This is a genomic window from Flagellimonas sp. CMM7, assembly GCF_021390195.1.
Lineage (GTDB): Bacteria > Bacteroidota > Bacteroidia > Flavobacteriales > Flavobacteriaceae > Flagellimonas.
In genome coordinates this window covers 1,525,730-1,544,393 of the sequence record NZ_CP090003.1, presented here as the reverse complement: position 1 = coordinate 1,544,393, position 18,664 = coordinate 1,525,730, and the positions used below count along the sequence as shown (strand labels likewise).

The 18,664-nt window shown below is 36.1% G+C and carries 20 protein-coding genes; 11 read left to right on the top strand and 9 right to left on the bottom strand.

Annotated elements, in window-relative coordinates; all coding sequences use genetic code 11:
• Positions 1-12 precede the first annotated feature (12 nt).
• On the bottom strand, positions 13-1,611 hold the full coding sequence (locus LV704_RS07025) for a hypothetical protein (protein ID WP_163421066.1): 1,599 nt from the start codon (positions 1,609-1,611) through the stop codon (positions 13-15).
• 372 nt (positions 1,612-1,983) lie between these two features.
• Here LV704_RS07025 and LV704_RS07020 point away from each other — a divergent pair, with 372 nt between their 5' ends.
• The 8 genes from LV704_RS07020 (at position 1,984) to moaC (ending at position 7,416) form a co-directional block, all read left to right on the top strand.
• Positions 1,984-2,829 carry an AraC family transcriptional regulator gene (locus tag LV704_RS07020; protein ID WP_163421067.1) on the top strand — a complete coding sequence of 282 codons (846 nt, stop codon included), beginning with the start codon at positions 1,984-1,986 and terminating at the stop codon, positions 2,827-2,829.
• A gap of 286 nt (positions 2,830-3,115) precedes the next feature.
• Entirely contained in the window at positions 3,116-3,562 is a 447-nt protein-coding gene (locus LV704_RS07015; RefSeq protein WP_163421068.1) for a nuclear transport factor 2 family protein, read from the top strand.
• A 33-nt stretch (positions 3,563-3,595) separates the two neighbouring features.
• The gene (locus LV704_RS07010) at positions 3,596-4,144 is read left to right on the top strand and encodes a hypothetical protein (RefSeq protein WP_163421069.1); all 549 of its coding nucleotides are present in this window, start codon (positions 3,596-3,598) and stop codon (positions 4,142-4,144) included.
• Between the two features lie 5 nt (positions 4,145-4,149).
• Positions 4,150-4,905 (top strand): hypothetical protein, encoded by a 756-nt coding sequence (locus tag LV704_RS07005; RefSeq protein WP_163421070.1) that lies wholly within the window; start codon positions 4,150-4,152, stop codon positions 4,903-4,905.
• Between the two features lie 75 nt (positions 4,906-4,980).
• Positions 4,981-5,292: a hypothetical protein gene (locus LV704_RS07000; RefSeq protein ID WP_163421071.1), complete on the top strand. Its 312-nt coding sequence runs from the start codon at positions 4,981-4,983 to the stop codon at positions 5,290-5,292.
• Between the two features lie 42 nt (positions 5,293-5,334).
• Entirely contained in the window at positions 5,335-6,417 is a 1,083-nt protein-coding gene (locus LV704_RS06995; protein ID WP_163421072.1) for a serine hydrolase, read from the top strand.
• 125 nt (positions 6,418-6,542) lie between these two features.
• Positions 6,543-6,983 carry a molybdenum cofactor biosynthesis protein MoaE gene (locus tag LV704_RS06990; protein ID WP_205597863.1) on the top strand — a complete coding sequence of 147 codons (441 nt, stop codon included), beginning with the start codon at positions 6,543-6,545 and terminating at the stop codon, positions 6,981-6,983.
• 4 nt (positions 6,984-6,987) lie between these two features.
• Positions 6,988-7,416: a cyclic pyranopterin monophosphate synthase MoaC gene (moaC, locus tag LV704_RS06985; protein WP_163421073.1), complete on the top strand. Its 429-nt coding sequence runs from the start codon at positions 6,988-6,990 to the stop codon at positions 7,414-7,416.
• Between the two features lie 21 nt (positions 7,417-7,437).
• Here moaC and LV704_RS06980 read toward each other — a convergent pair whose 3' ends face one another.
• Positions 7,438-8,385 (bottom strand): NAD-dependent epimerase/dehydratase family protein, encoded by a 948-nt coding sequence (locus tag LV704_RS06980; RefSeq protein ID WP_163421074.1) that lies wholly within the window; start codon positions 8,383-8,385, stop codon positions 7,438-7,440.
• A gap of 106 nt (positions 8,386-8,491) precedes the next feature.
• On the opposite strand from LV704_RS06980, the gene LV704_RS06975 reads away from it, so the two are divergent.
• A complete protein-coding gene (locus tag LV704_RS06975) occupies positions 8,492-8,947 on the top strand; it encodes a hypothetical protein (protein WP_163421075.1) in 456 nt (151 codons plus the stop codon).
• A complete protein-coding gene (locus LV704_RS06970) occupies positions 8,937-9,434 on the top strand; it encodes a nuclear transport factor 2 family protein (RefSeq protein ID WP_163421076.1) in 498 nt (165 codons plus the stop codon). Before LV704_RS06975 ends, LV704_RS06970 begins: the two co-directional genes overlap by 11 nt.
• Positions 9,435-9,442: 8 nt before the next feature.
• Here LV704_RS06970 and LV704_RS06965 read toward each other — a convergent pair whose 3' ends face one another.
• From LV704_RS06965 to LV704_RS06950, 4 genes are all read right to left on the bottom strand, one after another.
• Positions 9,443-10,138 (bottom strand): hypothetical protein, encoded by a 696-nt coding sequence (locus tag LV704_RS06965; RefSeq protein WP_163421077.1) that lies wholly within the window; start codon positions 10,136-10,138, stop codon positions 9,443-9,445.
• 125 nt (positions 10,139-10,263) lie between these two features.
• Positions 10,264-10,638, bottom strand: a complete 375-nt coding sequence (locus LV704_RS06960; protein WP_163421078.1) for a hypothetical protein — start codon at positions 10,636-10,638, stop codon at positions 10,264-10,266.
• Positions 10,639-10,759: 121 nt separating this feature from the next.
• Positions 10,760-11,569, bottom strand: a complete 810-nt coding sequence (locus tag LV704_RS06955; protein ID WP_163421079.1) for an SDR family oxidoreductase — start codon at positions 11,567-11,569, stop codon at positions 10,760-10,762.
• Positions 11,562-13,841: a M28 family peptidase gene (locus tag LV704_RS06950; RefSeq protein WP_163421080.1), complete on the bottom strand. Its 2,280-nt coding sequence runs from the start codon at positions 13,839-13,841 to the stop codon at positions 11,562-11,564. The genes LV704_RS06955 and LV704_RS06950 overlap by 8 nt, the downstream gene beginning before the upstream one ends.
• 121 nt (positions 13,842-13,962) lie before the next feature.
• Here LV704_RS06950 and LV704_RS06945 point away from each other — a divergent pair, with 121 nt between their 5' ends.
• A complete protein-coding gene (locus LV704_RS06945) occupies positions 13,963-14,433 on the top strand; it encodes a CBS domain-containing protein (RefSeq protein WP_163421081.1) in 471 nt (156 codons plus the stop codon).
• A gap of 3 nt (positions 14,434-14,436) precedes the next feature.
• Here LV704_RS06945 and LV704_RS06940 read toward each other — a convergent pair whose 3' ends face one another.
• Genes LV704_RS06940 through LV704_RS06930 form a run of 3 tightly spaced genes read right to left on the bottom strand, consistent with a single transcriptional unit; the run spans position 14,437 to position 18,529 of the window.
• Positions 14,437-14,790, bottom strand: coding sequence for a hypothetical protein (locus tag LV704_RS06940; RefSeq protein ID WP_163421082.1), 354 nt, complete (start codon positions 14,788-14,790; stop codon positions 14,437-14,439).
• Positions 14,791-14,800: 10 nt separating this feature from the next.
• A complete protein-coding gene (locus LV704_RS06935; RefSeq protein ID WP_163421083.1) occupies positions 14,801-15,373 on the bottom strand; it encodes a pentapeptide repeat-containing protein in 573 nt (190 codons plus the stop codon).
• Between the two features lie 9 nt (positions 15,374-15,382).
• A complete protein-coding gene (locus LV704_RS06930) occupies positions 15,383-18,529 on the bottom strand; it encodes a glycosyl hydrolase (RefSeq protein WP_163421084.1) in 3,147 nt (1,048 codons plus the stop codon).
• Positions 18,530-18,664 lie beyond the last annotated feature (135 nt).

Sequence of the window (18,664 nt, the reverse complement as noted above, 5' to 3'; positions counted from 1 at the left end):
ACTTCCCCAATGTTAATCCAATGGAAAGGTAACGCTGTATGTATCTCCTGCTTCGTTTCTTTGGAGAAAGTAAAAAATACGATCTTGGTATTGGACTTCTTGCTCTCTTTTGATTAAGTCAATCGAAAGTTTCCCAGTATTATTTGTACTATTAATTAAAAATCCTTTTTCGGTCAAATCCAATATTATTTCTTTAGGAATTTCTAAAGCATCAAAAGGAATAGGAACTGTATTGCTATTATCATCAATATAAAACCTCCTAAATAAAATTGAATCTGAATTGCCATCAGGAATGGGACCTTCTATATCTTGAATAAGAGTATGGGTGTCATAAGTTCCATTTATAGTAATCAAATCTCCAGCTCTATCAATAGATAAATCTGGAACCTCGAATCCAGATAAACCTCTGACGGAAGCAAAAACTTTGCGTCCATCATCTAAATCAATATAAAAACGTTGGCGTAGCACAGAGAAATCAGATATTGTCGGAAAACTGTAATCATTGGCGTTTTTGTTTAAATAGTTTTCTCCACCTACAGCATTATACAACTCATGGTTATTATCTTTAGTATAACGTTCCATATTTGTATAACCGTGAAGTTGGAAAGAATAGTTCAAAGTTTCGGGGGGCAAATTGTTTGTAATTCTATTTTCAACAGACACTGTTTCAAAATCGTTAAGACTAAGTGAAGTGTCTTCAAATTGATTTATAATAAAATATTTGTAAGAATCTAAATCTACATCAGTAAAGGAAGGCACAGAATAGATAAGTACACTCTCGGTGTTTTGTGGATTGTAAAAGACTTCACCGGAAGAGGCTGAGCCATTTAAAACATAATCAGAACTATTAGCATTGACATCGGTATTGACTGGAACGTCGGAGATAGTTAAATTGAACTTTCCTTCCCTAGTCAAAGGCCCCCTATTTAAGTTCAGTTTTGCTACAGCCTCCTCAACCGTCATAATTTCAATTCCAGGTTCCAAACTGGCAAAAGACTCCCCCACATTTAAGTTGAAAATTGCGCCTTTTCCTAAAACATATCTAGTGACAACAATCTGTTCTCTTTTAAATTCTTCAGGAGCATAAAATGTAGCATCATCATAGGTTTGCATTAGTCTTGAAGTAATTAACTCTCCACTTTCTTTCAAGTTTATTGCAACATAAATGTCCACGGTTTCATTGGAGGGGTCAAATCCTGCCAAATCGGTAGACCGAAACAGCAATTTCTTCAACTCAAAAGTTTCCGATTCTGTTCCTAGATTATCGCTGTCATCAGTAGATTGAATGGTCAATGTGGTTGCTCCAGATGGAAAATCAAAAGGGTCTAGTTCATAAGAGATGGTTTTATCTGTTGTGCTAAAAACTTCAGTATCATTAACCAAAATAACAGTATTGACAGTGTTTGATGCATCTGCAATGGTAACAGTAAGGGTTGTAAGAATTTCTACTTCACTTTCTAATCCCCCAATTGTTATTGTGGGTGCTGTGGTATCTGGATCGCCTTGAGTGGGAGGGTCAGGATTGGGCTGCGGATTATTTGGTTCTTCGGAATCACTGGAGCAACTAAAAACTAGCATCAAAAAAATGACAAGCAGACTCTTATATTTCATAGTTAGATATTGGTGAAACCAAAATAAGAAATTATCCAAAAGAAGCGTATTAAGATTCTGTAGTATTTCTTAAATATCCGATGAAAGTATGAGACTCGCATTTAGATAGTTACTCAAAGAAAAAAACTAGAAACTCGATCAAAGTACCTTTGCTTACAAAAGCTATAGCTATTATTGAGCACTATAAGCTTGATAAGCGGTCTAGGATGAGTTGCACACTGTTTCCAAAGATGACTTAATCTTAAGCATTTTGTCAAGAGTTGTTTTAGAAACATATAAGGTTTATTCGAAATGGGATATCGAATTTATGTCAAAATGTAACATTGAAATAAAAATAGAGTCTTATTCAAGAACATTTATATGAACACTTGTATGACAAGACTTAAGAATCTTTCTGAAAAAAATGAAAATGGGCGATTCATTTTTTCCAGTTGTACTCATTTTAGTGTTTCGAAAACAACGGAAAGCCTATCTTTTAAAATAGTACTTTCTGGAATTGAAGACTATAAAGTGAATGGCAATAGATACAAACTGGGAATTGACAAATACCTTATCGTTGATAAAGCCTCAAATCTTGAAGTAACCGTTGATGACATAAATGGAGTTGAGGGGATTTGTATTTTCCCTAATCACAATTTAGTAAACGATATATTTAGATGTGGACATAGCTCTTGTGAAGATTTATTGGGTAATCCATTTATAAATGGAGATTTTAATATTTTAGAAAACACTTTTTCTTTTAAGGAAAATAGAGCGGGAGTTTTTTTAAGTAGTAATATCCCGCATGTAATACAAGATCATAATAAAAGTAAAGACATTGATTTTGATTCTTTTTACACAGCACTTATAGAATGCCTAGTCATCGATCAATTGGAGTCGCAACGAAAATTGAAAAATTTGTCATCTATTAAAAAATCCACTAAAGTCGAGTTATATAGGAGAATTTCCAATGCGAAAGATTTTATTGATGATAATTATACCAATAGGATTAATATAGATGAATTAGCAAAAAATGTTTTTTTATCCAAATACCATTTCATTAGATCCTTTAAGTCGTATTATGAAAAATCTCCGTACCAATACATTTTAAAATTGCGGCTGGAGAAGGCTCAAGAATTACTGAGTAAGGATTACTCCATTAGAGAAACGTGCAGTTTAATAGGTTTTTCTGACGAAAAAAACTTCCGAAAAGCGATAAAAAAACATGCTATATCCTAATCTGAATTAGCAACTTTTACCCCAATAAAAATAGTGCTATAGCTTTTATTTGTTCGGAAAATAAGTAGGCGTGCAAAACATTACTGTTCCCAGCTTGATAACCCTTTTAATGGGACTCTTATTCTTTGCCAACAATCTAGCTTTACATCAAAACCTTTAAAGAAAAGTCTTTTTAGGTGCAGCGTTCGAACCATTAACCTAGACTCAAAATAAAGATTTAGAAAGAAAATACGAAGAGTATTTATAGCCTTAGAACAAAAACGTCAACAAAATTAAGCCAACAACAATGAAAAAAGTATTTATCGCAATCATCGCATTAATTTCTGTTATAGATTCCCATGCTCAATTGACAATGGATGAGAACACTGCTATAGAAAAATCAATTTTGAACTACATAGAAAATTTTTTTGAAAACAATTTTGATGCGATGAATGCATCGTTACATCTGAGACTGGCCAAAAGAGGACTAAATCCTGACGGTACGTTAAGTGAGGATTTTCCGCCAGAGAAATTAAAAGAACTTATGTTAACAAAGCCAAAGTTTGATATAGAACATCAACAAAATGTTGTCGAAAACATTACAGTATATGGAGATATGGCTAGTGCTAGTCTAAAAACCGGATACCCGAAACTTAGATGGATCGAATATATTCATCTTGTAAAACAAGATGGGAGTTGGAAAATTATTAATGTGTTTTGGGAATTTGAAAAAAGAAAAGATAAAAAACACTAATGTGCGAGCATATTACTATTAAAAGAAACAACCATGAAGAAATCAATTCCATTCCTCCTTTTGCTATCTGTGAGCTTTATAACCATAGCACAAGACAATAAAGAAGATTATGAGGTTGCTGATAAAAAATATAAAAGCAAGGTAGCCACTTTGGATAGCACAGTTAAAACTTTGTATGAAGTCATTTCAGGGCCTAAAGGGCAACAAAGAAATGATGAGCTGCTTCGCTATTTATTTCATCCAGAAGCGAAATTTATTGCCTCAGGAAAACGAAAGAATGGCAATTACGGCGCACGGTATGTAACTATGGACGATTATGTTGATAAATCATTAAAATGGATGCTGGAAAACGGATTTTTTGAAAATGAGTTGCACAGAGTGACTGAACGATTTGGACAAATAGCTCATGTTTTTTCCACCTACGAATGTTTTAATGGTAAAAATGATACGGAACCCTTCATGCGAGGTATTAATAGCATGCAATTGATGTATACCGGAAAAAGATGGGTTGTCATGAACATTTATTTTACCCAAGAATCTGAAGAGAATCCTATACCGGAAAAATACTTACCTAAGAATTAATGATCATGGAGAACTATAAACCTTTTTTAGCTAATTTACTACTATTGATTCTTTTTGGATATTCACTTTCATCTTGTGAGAACAAAGAAGGTGAGCTTAATAGTACCAAAGACTTGTTCAGGGCAATGAAGATTAAAAATGATAATTCATGGTATAAAAACTTCACCTTTAAGCAACACACTTTACGATTTGATGAGAATGGGCAGCAAACCGATTCGACGGTTTGGTACGAGTCGGTTAGTTACCCCTATCATTTTAGAATTGATAGAGATATTAAAGAAAATATTTACACCATTTATAGAAACGATTCTACATATAATTTTAGACAGGATACTCTTTTTAGCAAAATTGCAAAACCAGCCGCCCATCTAGTCTTTAAAGGAGGACTGTACTTTATTTCATTAGAAGAGTCTTTGGATAAACTGCAAAAGTATGGCTATGATACCAATACATTTCGCAAAGACGAATTCATGGAACAAGCCGTCTATGTGATTGGTAATGAAAAGAATCAAATTTGGTTACATGCCAATAACTTTTATTGTATGCGAAGAATTTACACGACGGATGATGATAAAACTGTGGATGTGGTTTATGACAACTTTAAGCCACTTGGCCAAGGGTTTGTGGAGCAAAAAGTAACCTTTTATGTAGCGGGAAAAAAACGACTGGAAGAGTTTTATTTTGATATAAAAATCAAAGACACTCTTGATGAAAGAATCTACGATCAAAATGCTAATTATAAGTGGTACTTGAGCTATTAATTTGATTGTACGCTAAAAAGTGGTTAGCTATTTATTCCATAAAATTAAACTTGATGGATGTTTCAAAATATTAGGATGAATGTGGTAAAAACAGCTCCAAATGGAATTGTGAATTCGGATACCCTATTTGAGTTTACGCAAGACTTAGAATTAGTTTCCGCAAAATATTCAGGAGGGGAGATTAGAAAGGGATACCTGGTAGGTAATGTAAAAAATGACCGATTACATTTTAGTTATTGTCAGATTAGAATAAATGGAATAATGGATCATGGAACGTCCATTTGCGAAATTTCAAACGAGAATAACAAGCTTGTTCTAAAGGAGGAATTTGAAATGTCCTCTGAACAGGGAAAAGAGGTAGGAGTAAATATATTTAAAGAATTATAGTCAGTATATAAGTTTAAATTACTAATTACACTGTTATAGGATATGAAAAAAATACTGAAATCATCTTCAATTTGCTTGCTATTATTGATAACAAACAGTTGTTTAAGTTTAAATAAGAAACCCAAACCCTCAGAGAATCTAGATACAAACGGCCTAATAACCTTTTTAGATAGTGTAACTAAAAACGAAAAGTTCTCTGGCACCATTTTGCTGGCTAAAGAAGGAAAAATACTCTTTGAAAATGCATATGGATTATCAGATAGGAGTAGAAATATTTCAAACAGGGTTAATACAAAATTTAATGTAGCTTCCCTTGGCAAAGCATTTACTAAAATTGCAATCCTGCAACTTCTGGAACGGGGTGAGGTTAATCTTAGTGCAACTATCGACACATATACCAGTATTTTCCCAAAAGAGGTAGGGTCAAAAGTGACTATTCAACATCTTCTTTTTCACAAGAGTGGATGGAGCCATTATTGGAACAATGACTATTTCAATACTAATATGTCTAATCTCAGAAGTCTTGATGATTACATGAAGTTTATAAGAGATATTCCATTAGAGTTTGAACCTGGATCCCAGGAAGGATATAGCAATACTGGTTATGAAGTGTTAGGTCATATTATCGAAAAAGTTTCTGGAATGACTTACGATGATTTTGTTCAGCAGAATATCTTTGATAAAGCAGGCATGCTTAATACTGGCCTTTTTGAACGTGACAAACCCTTGAACAATGCAGCCATTGGGTATTTTGACCAAGAGAATAAAGGTCAGTTGATAGCCAATACCAGTATTATTCCTGTTAAAGGAACTCCTGCTGGAGGAGGTTACTCGACGGTAAATGATTTTCTAAGACTTGAGAACGCACTAGTTAAGATGCATCTGTTAAATGAAAGGGGGTTAAAGCTCTTTTTTAGCCGATCAGTTGAATTAAGTGAAGAACTTCCAAGCAGTGTCTTTGGCATCGCTGGGGGTGCCCGAGGAGCTAGTACAAATTGGGTGAAACACTTTGGAACGGGTTATAGCATCTTTGTATTTTCCAATTTTGATATGGGTACCGCTAGACCCATTACTGATGCTATTTTGGAATACATCGAAAATTTAGAAGCCAATTCTAGTAAATAGAATGAACACATTATTGATTAAACCGAAAAAAGCAGGTTTTTACCCTTTGATTATATCTACATAGGGGTCACAAAATCACTTCACTTTTCACTTTTCTTAGCTACCTTAGCATAAATTCATTTTCTATGGAAAAGAAAATAAAGAACGTATTCAGGAAAGGCGCTATAAGTCCTGACTTTATAGCAAATTCCATTGCAAAGCACCAATCTAAAACCCAGATAGGGGCGCATGACATTTTTTTGGGTCAGGTACGAGCTGACGAAATAGAAGGCAAAACTGTAAGCGCTATAGAATATACCGCTTATGAAGAAATGGCCAACCTTAAATTCCATGAGATAAGGGAAAAGACCTTTGATACGTTTGACATCACCTGTATGCATATCTATCACAGCTTGGGAAAAGTCGGCGTTGGCGAAATCTGTCTTTTTGTGTTTGTGTCATCACCCCATAGAAGAACAGCATTTGAGGCACTGGAATTTGTAGTCGAGGAAATAAAAGCTCATGTACCTGTTTTTGGAAAAGAGCTTTTTGAAGATGATTCCTATCAATGGAAAGTAAATACCTAGGAAAATGGTTGATATTACACAGAAACAATCTACTTACAGAACAGCAGTTGCCCAAGCCGTTGTAAAAGTAAGCTCCATGGTAACCATAGATGCCATTAAAAAAGGAACTGTGCCCAAGGGAGATGTATTTTCCATTAGCAAAGCAGCTGGTTTTTTAGGAGTAAAAAAGACAGCGGATTTATTGCCAGATTGCCACCCTTTACCTGTTGAGCATTGCGCTATTGAATATGAGATAGATGGTCTGGATATTACGGTAAAAGTCATGGTAAAAACCTTTTATAAAACCGGAGTTGAGGTTGAAGCCATGCACGGAGCCAGTGTAGTTGCACTTAATATGTATGATATGCTAAAACCCATTGATAAAGGGGTTGAAATACATCACATTAAATTGTTGAAAAAGACAGGTGGAAAATCCGATATTGAAAACACATAATTTTAGCAAGCAAGACTCGAATTATGAGGTCTTTTTCAAATTATTGAGCATTTCTGCTGTTGTGTTGTCCAAATCGAACATAGGTTCCCAGTCCCAGTCATTTTTTGCAGTGATATCATCAATACTGCTAGGCCATGAGTCTGCTATTTGCTGTCTAAAATCCGGTTCATAGGTCACTTTAAAATCAGGGATGTGCTTTTGAATGCTCTGCGTTATTTCTTTTGGAGTAAAACTCATGCTTCCCAAGTTGTAGGATGATCGAACACTTAGTTTTTCAGGATTGCTTTGCATTAAACTTATAGTTGCTCTAATGGCATCATCCATATACATCATGGGCAGTTTGGTGCTTTCATTCAAAAAACATGTGTATGTTCCTTTTCCTAATGCTTCATGGTATATTTCTACCGCATAATCTGTGGTGCCTCCACCGGGCATCGTTTTCCAACTAATTAGACCTGGATATCTTACGCTACGTACATCCACTCCAAACTTATTAAAATAATATTCGCACCAACGTTCTCCAGATTGTTTGCTGATTCCGTAAACGGTGCTGGGTTCCATGATTGTATTTTGGGACGTATTCTCTTTTGGGGTATTCGGACCAAAAACAGCTATACTGGAGGGCCAGAAGATTTTATTTATTTTTCGGTCTTTTGCCAGATTGAGCACATTAAACAAGGAATTCATGTTTAGATTCCATGCCCGCATTGGAAATTTTTCAGCAGTGGCGCTCAACATAGCCGCCATTAGATATACTTCATCAATTTCATAATGCATGACCACGTCTTCAATGGCTTCATAATTTATGGCATCCAATAACTCAAAAGGACCAGAAGCCATTAGGGACTCACTACCTTCTCTAATATCACTGGCAACAACATTTTCAGAACCATATTTAGCTCTTAATTCAATAGTAAGTTCTGTGCCAATTTGGCCACAAGCGCCAAGAATAAGAATGGGTTTTTGCATTTAAATTGAAGTTAATCTCGTTAATTGGTAAATATAGCTTTTATTAAAATTTGTACATTCGCCTATGCGAAAATTATCATGCATTCTAGCTTTTTTTATAATCTTGATGGGTTGTAAAAAAAATGGAAATAACGCTTCGGATATTGGAAATGATGAACTTGTTTTCAATTACCAAAAAATGCCTAAAAAACTTACCATAAATCCTAAGGCAACCATCATTGTTGAAGAATGGGCGGAGTTTAAAAAAATGTCAAGCAGTGTTGATGTTCTGTACAAAGCCAGAAACAATGAAGATTTAATATTGGCCATTGATGATCTTATTGAAAAAGAAAAACTTTTGGCAAAGGGAGAATACCCAGAAGTGTTTGATAAATTTCAAATTAAAAGTAGGCAACGCGTTCTTAAAACATACATGCTAAAAGTAAAAGCCAGTGTTTTGGATAATAGGGATGCCACACAAACAACCATAGAGATGTTGGAGGCTTACAATGCATTTCGTAAACAGTTCAATGTCTTGGTCAATAGCCAGTTGGACACAAAATTGATTTTAAATGAAGGGTAAAATTATATTGGGTCTCCTGTTGATTTTAGGAGTAACGATCAAAGCACAGAATAACGAAAAGGAAAACATAAACAAGGTACTGGATGATTGGCATCTTGCAGCATCCAATGCTGATTTTGACTCTTATTTTAGTAAAATGACCGAGGATGGAGTTTTTATTGGTACGGATGCAACGGAAAACTGGCAAAATGCAGCTTTTAAAGAGTTTTCCAAACCTTATTTTGATAAAGGGAAAGCATGGAGTTTTACAGCTGTAGAACGTAACATCTACATGAATAAAACAGAAGATTTTGCTTGGTTTGATGAGCTATTGGATACACAAATGAAGCTTTGCAGAGGTTCCGGAGTTATAAAAAAAGAAAATGGGCAATGGAAAATTGCCCATTATGTACTTTCTATTGCTGTACCAAACGATAATGTTGCGGAACTGATTAAAATCAAAAAGGAAAAGGATAGTCTGTTACTTCTTCGACTTAAAAAGAAATAAATAACTTTTTATTCTTGTCCCTCAGGTTTTTCCTTTCTTGATTCCAATGCCTGTTTGCTTAAACTGGCCAAATTAAAGTTGGGATCAATTTTTAGGGCTTCATCTATAGAAGCAATTGCACTATCAATATTGTTTTTGTCCTTGTTGTATGCTACTAATCCTTGCAAGTGATAGAAAGCTGCTTTTAAGGCAACTTCGTAAGGTTGCTGTCTTTCGTAAAAGGCATATTTCATATCATCCTTGGCATTGGCAATACCATATTCAATGTTGACAGAGGCGCCATCGTTGTTTCCTGTTTGTATTTTAAGGTCGGCCAATTCATAAGCTAAAAAGGCAGATGGGACACGTGCAAATAACGTTTCAAAATGTTCTAACGCTCTTTTGGGCTGGTTTAAAGCTTTTAAGGAAACTGCTTTTACCTGTACGGCCAAATCAGAGTCATCATCTTTCTTCTCAATACCAATAGTGTTCAAAGCTTGCATGTGCTGATTGTTGTTCATGTAGACAAAGGCCAATGTGTCCTTGCGCTCTTTGGAAGGCGAGAGCACATTTAAATGGGTCAATGAACTTATAACACCATTTATATCTCCCTGTGATCGCATCTCCTTGTAAAAGGCTTCATAATGATTTAAAAGCTCACTTTTATTCTGTGAAATACCATTGAAACCTATGAACAATAGTAACAATAAAACAATCTTTCTCATTTATCTTGACTTTAGTGCGCCAAAACTAAAAAAATTATTGGTATTATGCTGTTAAAGAATACTATAAGGATCAAAAAGAAAAAGGATGTCATATGACATCCTTTTTCAATAACAATTTTGTTGTTTTAAAGGGCCATCATTGAAATGTCCTTATCTGTATGTTGTTTGAGCAAACTTGCGTAAAAGGCAAGACTTTTTACATCTTTTAGCAAACAAGACTTTAAAAAGGCATTAAGATCCTTATAAAAAAGGTTGACAGGTATAGTGGAAACCACCATATTGATGGTTTTTGGATCATATTCTTTATCATTTAATACCACATCCATTTTTACCCGATGCCTATCATAATCTATATCCACATCTGCAGCATTGTAATGTTTTCTTAGAATTGATCTATGTAAATCTTGAAATCTTGAGGTTATGTTTTCTCTTGTACTACTTTTTGTAATCAAATTCTCCATCTCCATCAAGATTCTTGTTGTTAATCTTGAATTTCCCATGACACTAATAAATTATACTGGTACAAAGATACTGTTGAAAGATATAATCAATTAAAAATCAGTTAATTAATTAACTTAAAATTGTCTTAATTGTTGTGAAGCAGCTTTATTTTGTGGTTAACTAAGACAGAATTGAAGTTTGAAAAACATGATTTTTGTCAAGAAAATTCTTACTTAATACAATCTTGCTAAATTTATCCGAGGAACTACCCGAATAATCGGGTGAAGGAATACCTCTTTTTAAGGCTTCCGAACTATAATATTCCTTTTTTGTTGGATGTAAAGGATATACGCCGTTAAATACCTGATTCCAATAATTGTTTTCAATTAGAGTGCTTATCATATGAATGCAATCATCTAAATGAATAAGGTTCACAGGATGGTTCCCATTGGTGAGTTTTTGTCTTTTTGAGAGCATTGTTACTGGATGCCGATTTGGTCCAATTAACCCTCCAAACCGAATGATAGTTGTTTCTAGAGCATTGTCTTGTTGAAAAAGTTGCTCGCATTCCAATAATTGCCTGCCAGATTCAGTAGAAGGTTTTGGTACTGTTGTTTCGGTTACCTCACCATCTACCTCACCATAAACTGCTGTGCTGCTAACAAAAATGATTTTAAGAACAGTATTCTCTTTAATTTCCGAGTGCAGTAATTTTATTTTCTCTACAAAACTCTCCTGATTACCACTTCTTAATTTTGGTGGAAGATTAATAATCAGGATGTTAATATTGGACAAAAAACCTTGAATATCTCCATGGATTCCGGCAGGAGACAATGATATGTGATAAGCATGAATGCCATCTTTTTGGAGAAGTCTCAACTTCTCAGCTGAAGTTGTGCTTCCATAAACCTTATGTCCTTGAGAAAGGAAATACTTGGCCAAGGGCAGCCCAAGCCAACCACAACCCAATACACCTATGTTATCATTCAAATTTTACTGTTTTGGTCACCAAGATAGCATCATTAAGTACAAAAGGCATTGGAATACTATTTTTTGGTCTTTCGGGAACTGTAAACGCCGTATTGGTCAATAAGTCATTGGAAGCTTCATAAAATGTCAGCTCCAACACCGAGTCTTTTGGAAAACTCAATTCTAGTTCCGTATAATCATTATCGGTTATGTAATTGGTGATCAGTCTTTTTTTCCGATTTTCTAGAAAATAGTCAGAAAGTTTGATGTTGTTGACTTTTGCCGAATTTAATTTTATGGGATTGCTGTAGATGTCCAACCGATTGACTTTTCTTTTTGGAGTAACACATAATTCTAAAATACGCTCATTTCCAATTATAGTGTCTTTGACTGTATCTATCCATGGTGCTGCAATGGCCTTTTTTGGAGCATCTGCAACATAAGTAAATTCGGTGCGGTATTTACTGGGGAGTGTCTTGTATTCACCAGTCTCGGGGACTCGCTTTTCACTTCCTAGAAACTGACCGTTCCAGCCTATAAGCCTATAATCGTAAGTTGCCCAAATCGCTGAATCATTATCTGTGTTATACACGTACAAAAGACTGCTTGGTTTTGGGCGTTTTTCATTAAAATCTGATTTAATATGGGCCGAAATGCTAAATACAGCAAATAGGAAAGCTGCTAAATACGCCAAGCGTTCTTTATTTTTTAATTGTCCAAAAAATGGAAGTACCAAAAAGAAAAGTAGGGTGGTGAAAACAGTTGCCGCCACCATCATTTTTAAACCTAGGCCAACGGGAAACATTTTTATGAAAGGGGAAAGGATAAAAACGGCCGGCAGTGCTAAAAAGACCAGCAAGAACGGATTTGGCTCCTCTTGATTTATGGTCACCATAAAAGCTGCCAGCAAACCAAACAAGGGGATAATAAAAAAGCTGGCTCCTGGCAAATAGATGGCAACAAGGCCACATATGATCAACCATATTAAAGCAGGCGCTGCTAAAAGGTTGGATGTGCTTGTTTTTCTATACTTGTGGTAAACCCAAAAGCATACCGCTAAAGATAAAAGGGCATAGACCATAATATAGAGATGTCCATTGTAGGTAAACCCATGGAGCATATCATTAAAGTCAGGGTACCACCATTTTATTGCACTCCAGCTAAAATACCCTAATACTCCATTTATAATTAAAGTGATGAATAGGGGTAGAAAACCTATGGAGATATCTTTTACGTTAAGTTTCTGCTTCTTAAAACCGGTTATGAGTAGAAGTACAAATGCAAGAACTGCAATTCCAAACATGGGCCAAATCCACTCAAACGGATACGAAACCAAATTAAAGAAAGGAAGGTTGAAGTATATGAAATCATCCAAACTTTTTAAATCGTTAAGATTGGTCTCACTAAAGTGTTTTAATAATGGCATTAGATAACTGCCTTGATGGGCCAAAGAAGTTCTATCCAATCTCTCATAAGTATCCAACGCCGTGTGGTAATCAAAATGATCATCGATAAAAGCAAAATTAAAACCGTCTATGTCCGCATCCTCCCTAAAAACCGTCAAATCTGTGTCATTGGGCAACATTTTGTATATGCTATATGCCAAGGAATTGGCTACTGGATATTTGGGATTTGCCTTTGTAAACTCCTTTATAAGGGTTCCGTTACCCCTGTTAGTTTCAATAAGCATGTAACTTGGCCCGCCACTGCCGCGTGCCTCAAAGTTTAATACCAACCCTACTTCTTTTGTCCATGGGTGATTATTTACAAAAAGGTCAGCGCCGTTGAGTCCCAATTCCTCTGCATCACTAATAAGAATGATAATATCATTTTTTGGAGTTTTATTCTCTGCCAAAAATGCTCGAACACCTTCTAAAATGGTAGCAACCCCACTCCCTGCATCACTGGCACCAAAAGATGAGTGCGGGTTGCTATCGTAATGGGATAACAAAAGAAGTGCCTTGCCCTCACCCGAACCTTCAATTTTGGCCAATATGTTTGTAGCCTTGCTGAGGTTCGCCCAGTCACCAGCGGTATATCCTTCTTGGGTGGTAGTTTCCAATCCAAGTTTTTTAAGTTCGGATATAACGTAACCCCTTGCATTTGCATGTCCTGGAAAGCCAACCGCATGTGGCTCTTTAGCAAGATTCTTGACATGGACCAAGGCCCTATCTGTAGAAAAGGATTGTAATCCACTATCCTGATCACTATGATATGGCGGCATTAAAGATTTGTAGCTCCAATACACTGCAAAAAGAAGCAGTATTAGCGCAAGCGTTCTTGAAAACTTCATAGTTTGATTGAGTTGGCATGTAAAAGTATAAAATTATGAAAGGTTCGTAGGTTTATCGTATTAAATTTAAATAATTCGTTAAAATTCCCTATATTTATTAATCAACCCAAAAAGTAACGATATGGCAATCAAGAGTTTTCAAGGCGTTAGATCTAAAGGGGCTTCAAAGAAAGAATACGATGCGCCCATACTTGTGGAAGACTATATGACAAAGAAGTTGGTTACTTTTTCACCAGAACAATCCATCTTGGCAGTAATGGAGTCATTTGCAAAAAACCATATTTCAGGAGGACCTGTAATGGACAAAAATGGATTTTTGGTTGGAATTATTTCAGAAGCGGATTGTATGAAACAAATTTCTGAGAGCAGGTATTTTAATCAACCTATTTTAGATAAAAGTGTTGAGCGCTACATGACCAAAAATGTGGAGACCATACCTCATGATATGAGTATTTTTGATGCAGCTGGAGTTTTTGATAAGCATAAAAGGCGCAGATTGCCAGTAATGAAAAATGATATACTGGTAGGACAAATAAGCCGAAAGGATATCGTTGTCGCTGCTTTGAAACTCAGTTCCCATAACTGGAAATAATCCTCATTCGCGTTTTACAATCATATAGTAGTCGTTGTCCAACGGTAAATAACCAAGATCGTACACAAAGTAATAAGTACTGCCCTTTTTGGTAGTATAAAGGTTTGTGATGTGCTCAAAATCGAAACCTTTATCCATAAGCCGCATTTTGGTAGTCTTTGTTTTACCATCCTTTAAAGGAAAACTATCAAGTACGCGATAGTTCTTACGTAACCTATTGTTTATATTTCTTACTAGGTTTTTACTATCCTTATTTAATCTATTGTTATAGGCATTTCTACAATGGTCAGAACAGTATTTCTTATCTATTCTACCCAGCAGTTTTTCACCACATTCAAGACATTTCTTTTCAGACATAATCAGCGTCTTATGTAATTACAATATCGTATTTTCTCAATAAACCAATAAGGTTGTCTTTACTGAACTTTGCCTTTTTCAGACGATTCTGTTCAGGGTCAATGTTTAAATTAAATGAGGTGGTTAAGTCAGCTTTCTCAAGAATGGAATGCTGAAAAATTGCATTCTCCATATTACAGTTTGAGAAAAGTACTCCAGTTAGATCTGTTTGAACGAAGTCTGTCTGTTCCAACTTACAATCAACAAATCTGGTATTGTTCAGTTTCATTCCAAGGAAGGACGCAAGATTCAAATTGCACTTTTCAAATTGAAAAGACATTAAGAAATCACTACAATCTTCAAAACGGAGGCCAATTAATTTGCATCCTACAAAAATCACTTCTTTAAAGATGGTGTTTTTTAGATTGGCATTGCTCAAATCACATGCTATGAATTCGCATTCCATAAAATTTTGATTGTCAAGATAGCCATCTGAGAACTTGCAGTTATCAAAAACACAGTTTTCATAGTCCGACTTGGGCAATCGATTTTGGGTATAGTCTATACCTTTAAACTCTTGATCGACGATAAACGATTGTTGCATTTTTTAAACTTAATCTTCTAATAGTATTGCAGGTAATTTCAGGGTGCTGTACAACTCATTGTATTTGGCCATCTCTATATTTACAATGCTATTCTTTTCGTTTTCAAATGTTTTCCATTGTGCTAAAAGGTCCCTCAAACGTTCTTTGGCCCCTTTTGTCACTTTCGGCTCTGCAGTGTCCACAAACCCTTTAAGATGCATGAAATCAGCATTTAATTGATTGTGAAAATTGATAACATCTTGGAAAGTTTTTTGTTGGGGTTGAATAAGGTTTTCTTCCCAAATTTTAATACGTTTCATTAAAGAATCACCAACCTTTAACAGCTCACTCGCATTTTCATTTTCTTTCAGCAATTTGCCATAACTTTTTAATTGTGCTTTGGCTGAGCGCATTTGGTTAACGGCTTCGTGCATTGCGTACACAGCGTTTTCTATTTGATTTAATACCTGCTGTTGTTCTGCATAATCTGCCGGAGTACCATCAATTTTTGGGTTAGGCAAAACAATAGCCTCAGTTTCTACTGTTTCACTCTCCAAACTTAATCTTAGCGTATACACACCAGGAGCAACACTTGCACCCTTATAGTCGCCAAAAACAAAAACTTTATCTATTGATGGAATCTGTTCTTTACTAAAATCCCAGGTAAAGCGATTGTGTCCTTTTTTTGAAGGCAAAACATTTGGCTTTGGTGGACCACCTGGCCATGATTTAAAATCCTTTGGTTTTGTATTGTTGACCGTTTTTATAACGGTCCCATTCTGAAGGATCTCAAGTTTGAGATTTAAAGAATCTGAATCTTTTGGTAAATAATAATCAAAGGTGACACCTTGTTTTGGATTTTGGCCCAAGCCAGGAACTGGTTTTTCTGGACTTCCCCCAAAGATGCGATACGTATCTTTTGGTTTATAAATCTTTAGCTTTTCAGAGGTGTCCAAACTGTTTTGTATTGCTCCTAAGTCGTCCAATATCCAGAATGAGCGTCCAGCAGTGGCGGCCACCAAATCATTATCTTGAATTGTAAGGTCATTAATGGGCACTACAGGAAGGTTTAATTGAAAAGGCTGCCAGTTTTGACCATCATTTAGAGAAAGATATAAGCCCGTTTCCGTTCCTGCATATAGCAATCCTTTCTGTTTTTTGTCTTCTCTAACTACCCTAACAAAAGTGTGTTTGTCCGTTATACCATTTGTGATTTTGGTCCAGGTATTGCCATAATCACTGGTCTTGAAGATGTAGGGTTTCAAGTCCATAGATTTGTATCGCATTACAGTGATGTAGGCCGTTGCAGAATCATGCGGGGATACCTCAATGCTATTGATGATACCTTCAGGCAAATTGGGAGGAGTAATATTTTGCCAATTTGCACCGCCATCTTTTGTAATATGGACCAAACCATCATCACTGCCAGCGTAAAGTACTCCTTGCTCGTGTGGTGATTCAACTAAGGACATTAAAGTATTGTAGTTTTCTCCCCCAGCTGCCTCATTGGTATATGGACCTCCGCCTTCGCCCTGTTTCTCCAATTCGTTTCTAGTGAGGTCAGGGCTTACAACTTGCCAACTTTGACCGCCATCCATAGTCTTGAAAACAACATTTCCTGCATGGTAAATTGTGTTTCTATCATGTGGAGAACTTATGATTGGGGCGTTCCAATTGTATCTAAATTTAAAATCTTTTGGCACTTTGCCCAGACCTAATTCGGGATATTCTTTTATGGCTTTTCCTTCTCTAGAGGCGCGAACCCATTTTTCAATAATACCTTGATAACAACCTCCATAGACCACTTCTGGATTATCTGGGTCAAACGCAAGAAAGGCACTTTCACAACCAGCAACTGAATACCAATCTTTCCAATCAATTCCATTATCATTGGTTCTACTGGCAATGGCAATGGCAGAATTATCCTGTTGCCCTCCATAGACATTGTACGGCACCAGATTATCCGTAATTACCCTGTAAAATTGGGAAGTTGGTTGATTTTGTTGTGTACTCCAACTTTTACCGCCGTTGTTTGAAATATTGGCGCCCCCATCGTTTGAATTGATCATTTTAGAGTTATCGTTTGGATTGATCCAGAGATGATGGTTGTCTCCATGAGGAGTGGGTAACGGAGTAAAGGATTTTCCGCCATCAATTGATTTTGTTACCGGGGCATTTAACACGTAGACCACATTTTCATCTTGCGGATCTGCAAAAATCTCCATATAATACCAAGACCTGGCTATGTTTATTCTGTTTGAGTTAATTTGGATCCATTTTTTACCAGCATCATCACTTCGGTAAACACCTCCTTTTTTTCCTTCTGCTTCAATAACCGCAAAAACCCTTTCTGCATTTGCGCGTGAAACTGAAATTCCGGCTTTGCCAAATGCTTTGGGGAGGCCTTCTTTAAGCTTTTTCCAATTGGTGCCACCATCTGTGGATTTGTACAATCCTGAGTTTTCACCACCAGATTCTATTGTCCATGGATAACGTCTGTGTTGCCACATTGCGGCATATAGAATCAGTGGGTTGGTCATATCCATTGATAAAGAGGAAGCTCCTGTATTTTCATCTACAAAAAGCACATTTTCCCATGTATCACCTCCATTCAATGAGCGATAAACGCCTCTTTGGTTTGAAGGCCCGTATTGCGCTCCTTGAGCAGTTACAAAAACGATATCTGGGTTTGTAGGATGGATGATCACATCAGAAATATGACGTGTTTCATCAAGACCCACGTGTTTCCACGTTTTTCCAGCATCTGTAGATTTGTAGACACCATCTCCCATGGAGGTCATTACTCCCCTTGCTGCATGTTCCCCCATACCTGCAAAAACAATATTTGGATTACTTTCAGAAACGGCAATGGCCCCTACAGTTCCTGTTTTAAGAAAACCATCTGAAACATTTTTCCAAGTAATACCATCATCAACGGTTTTCCAAATACCACCTCCAGTAGAGCCCATATAATAGGTCATGGGTTGCCCAATGACACCCGAGGATGTTACACTTCTTCCACCTCTAAAAGGACCAATATTTCTCCATTTTAAACCATGGTACATGGAATCACTAAGAACAATGCTGGGTGAGGGGATTTTCTTTTTTCTGCGTTGTGCTTCACTGTCAAAAGAGATAAGTAAAAGAAGGGCAAGGAAGAATTGAAATGCTTTCATTTTGATTTGATTTAGCTTCTGGGAAGATACAAAACCCTGACAAGAATGTTAACAAAAATGTAAAGATTGAATTTTATTTGGAACAATCGTTCCGTTATTTATATGTTTGTATCGGAATGAACGTTCCAAAACATA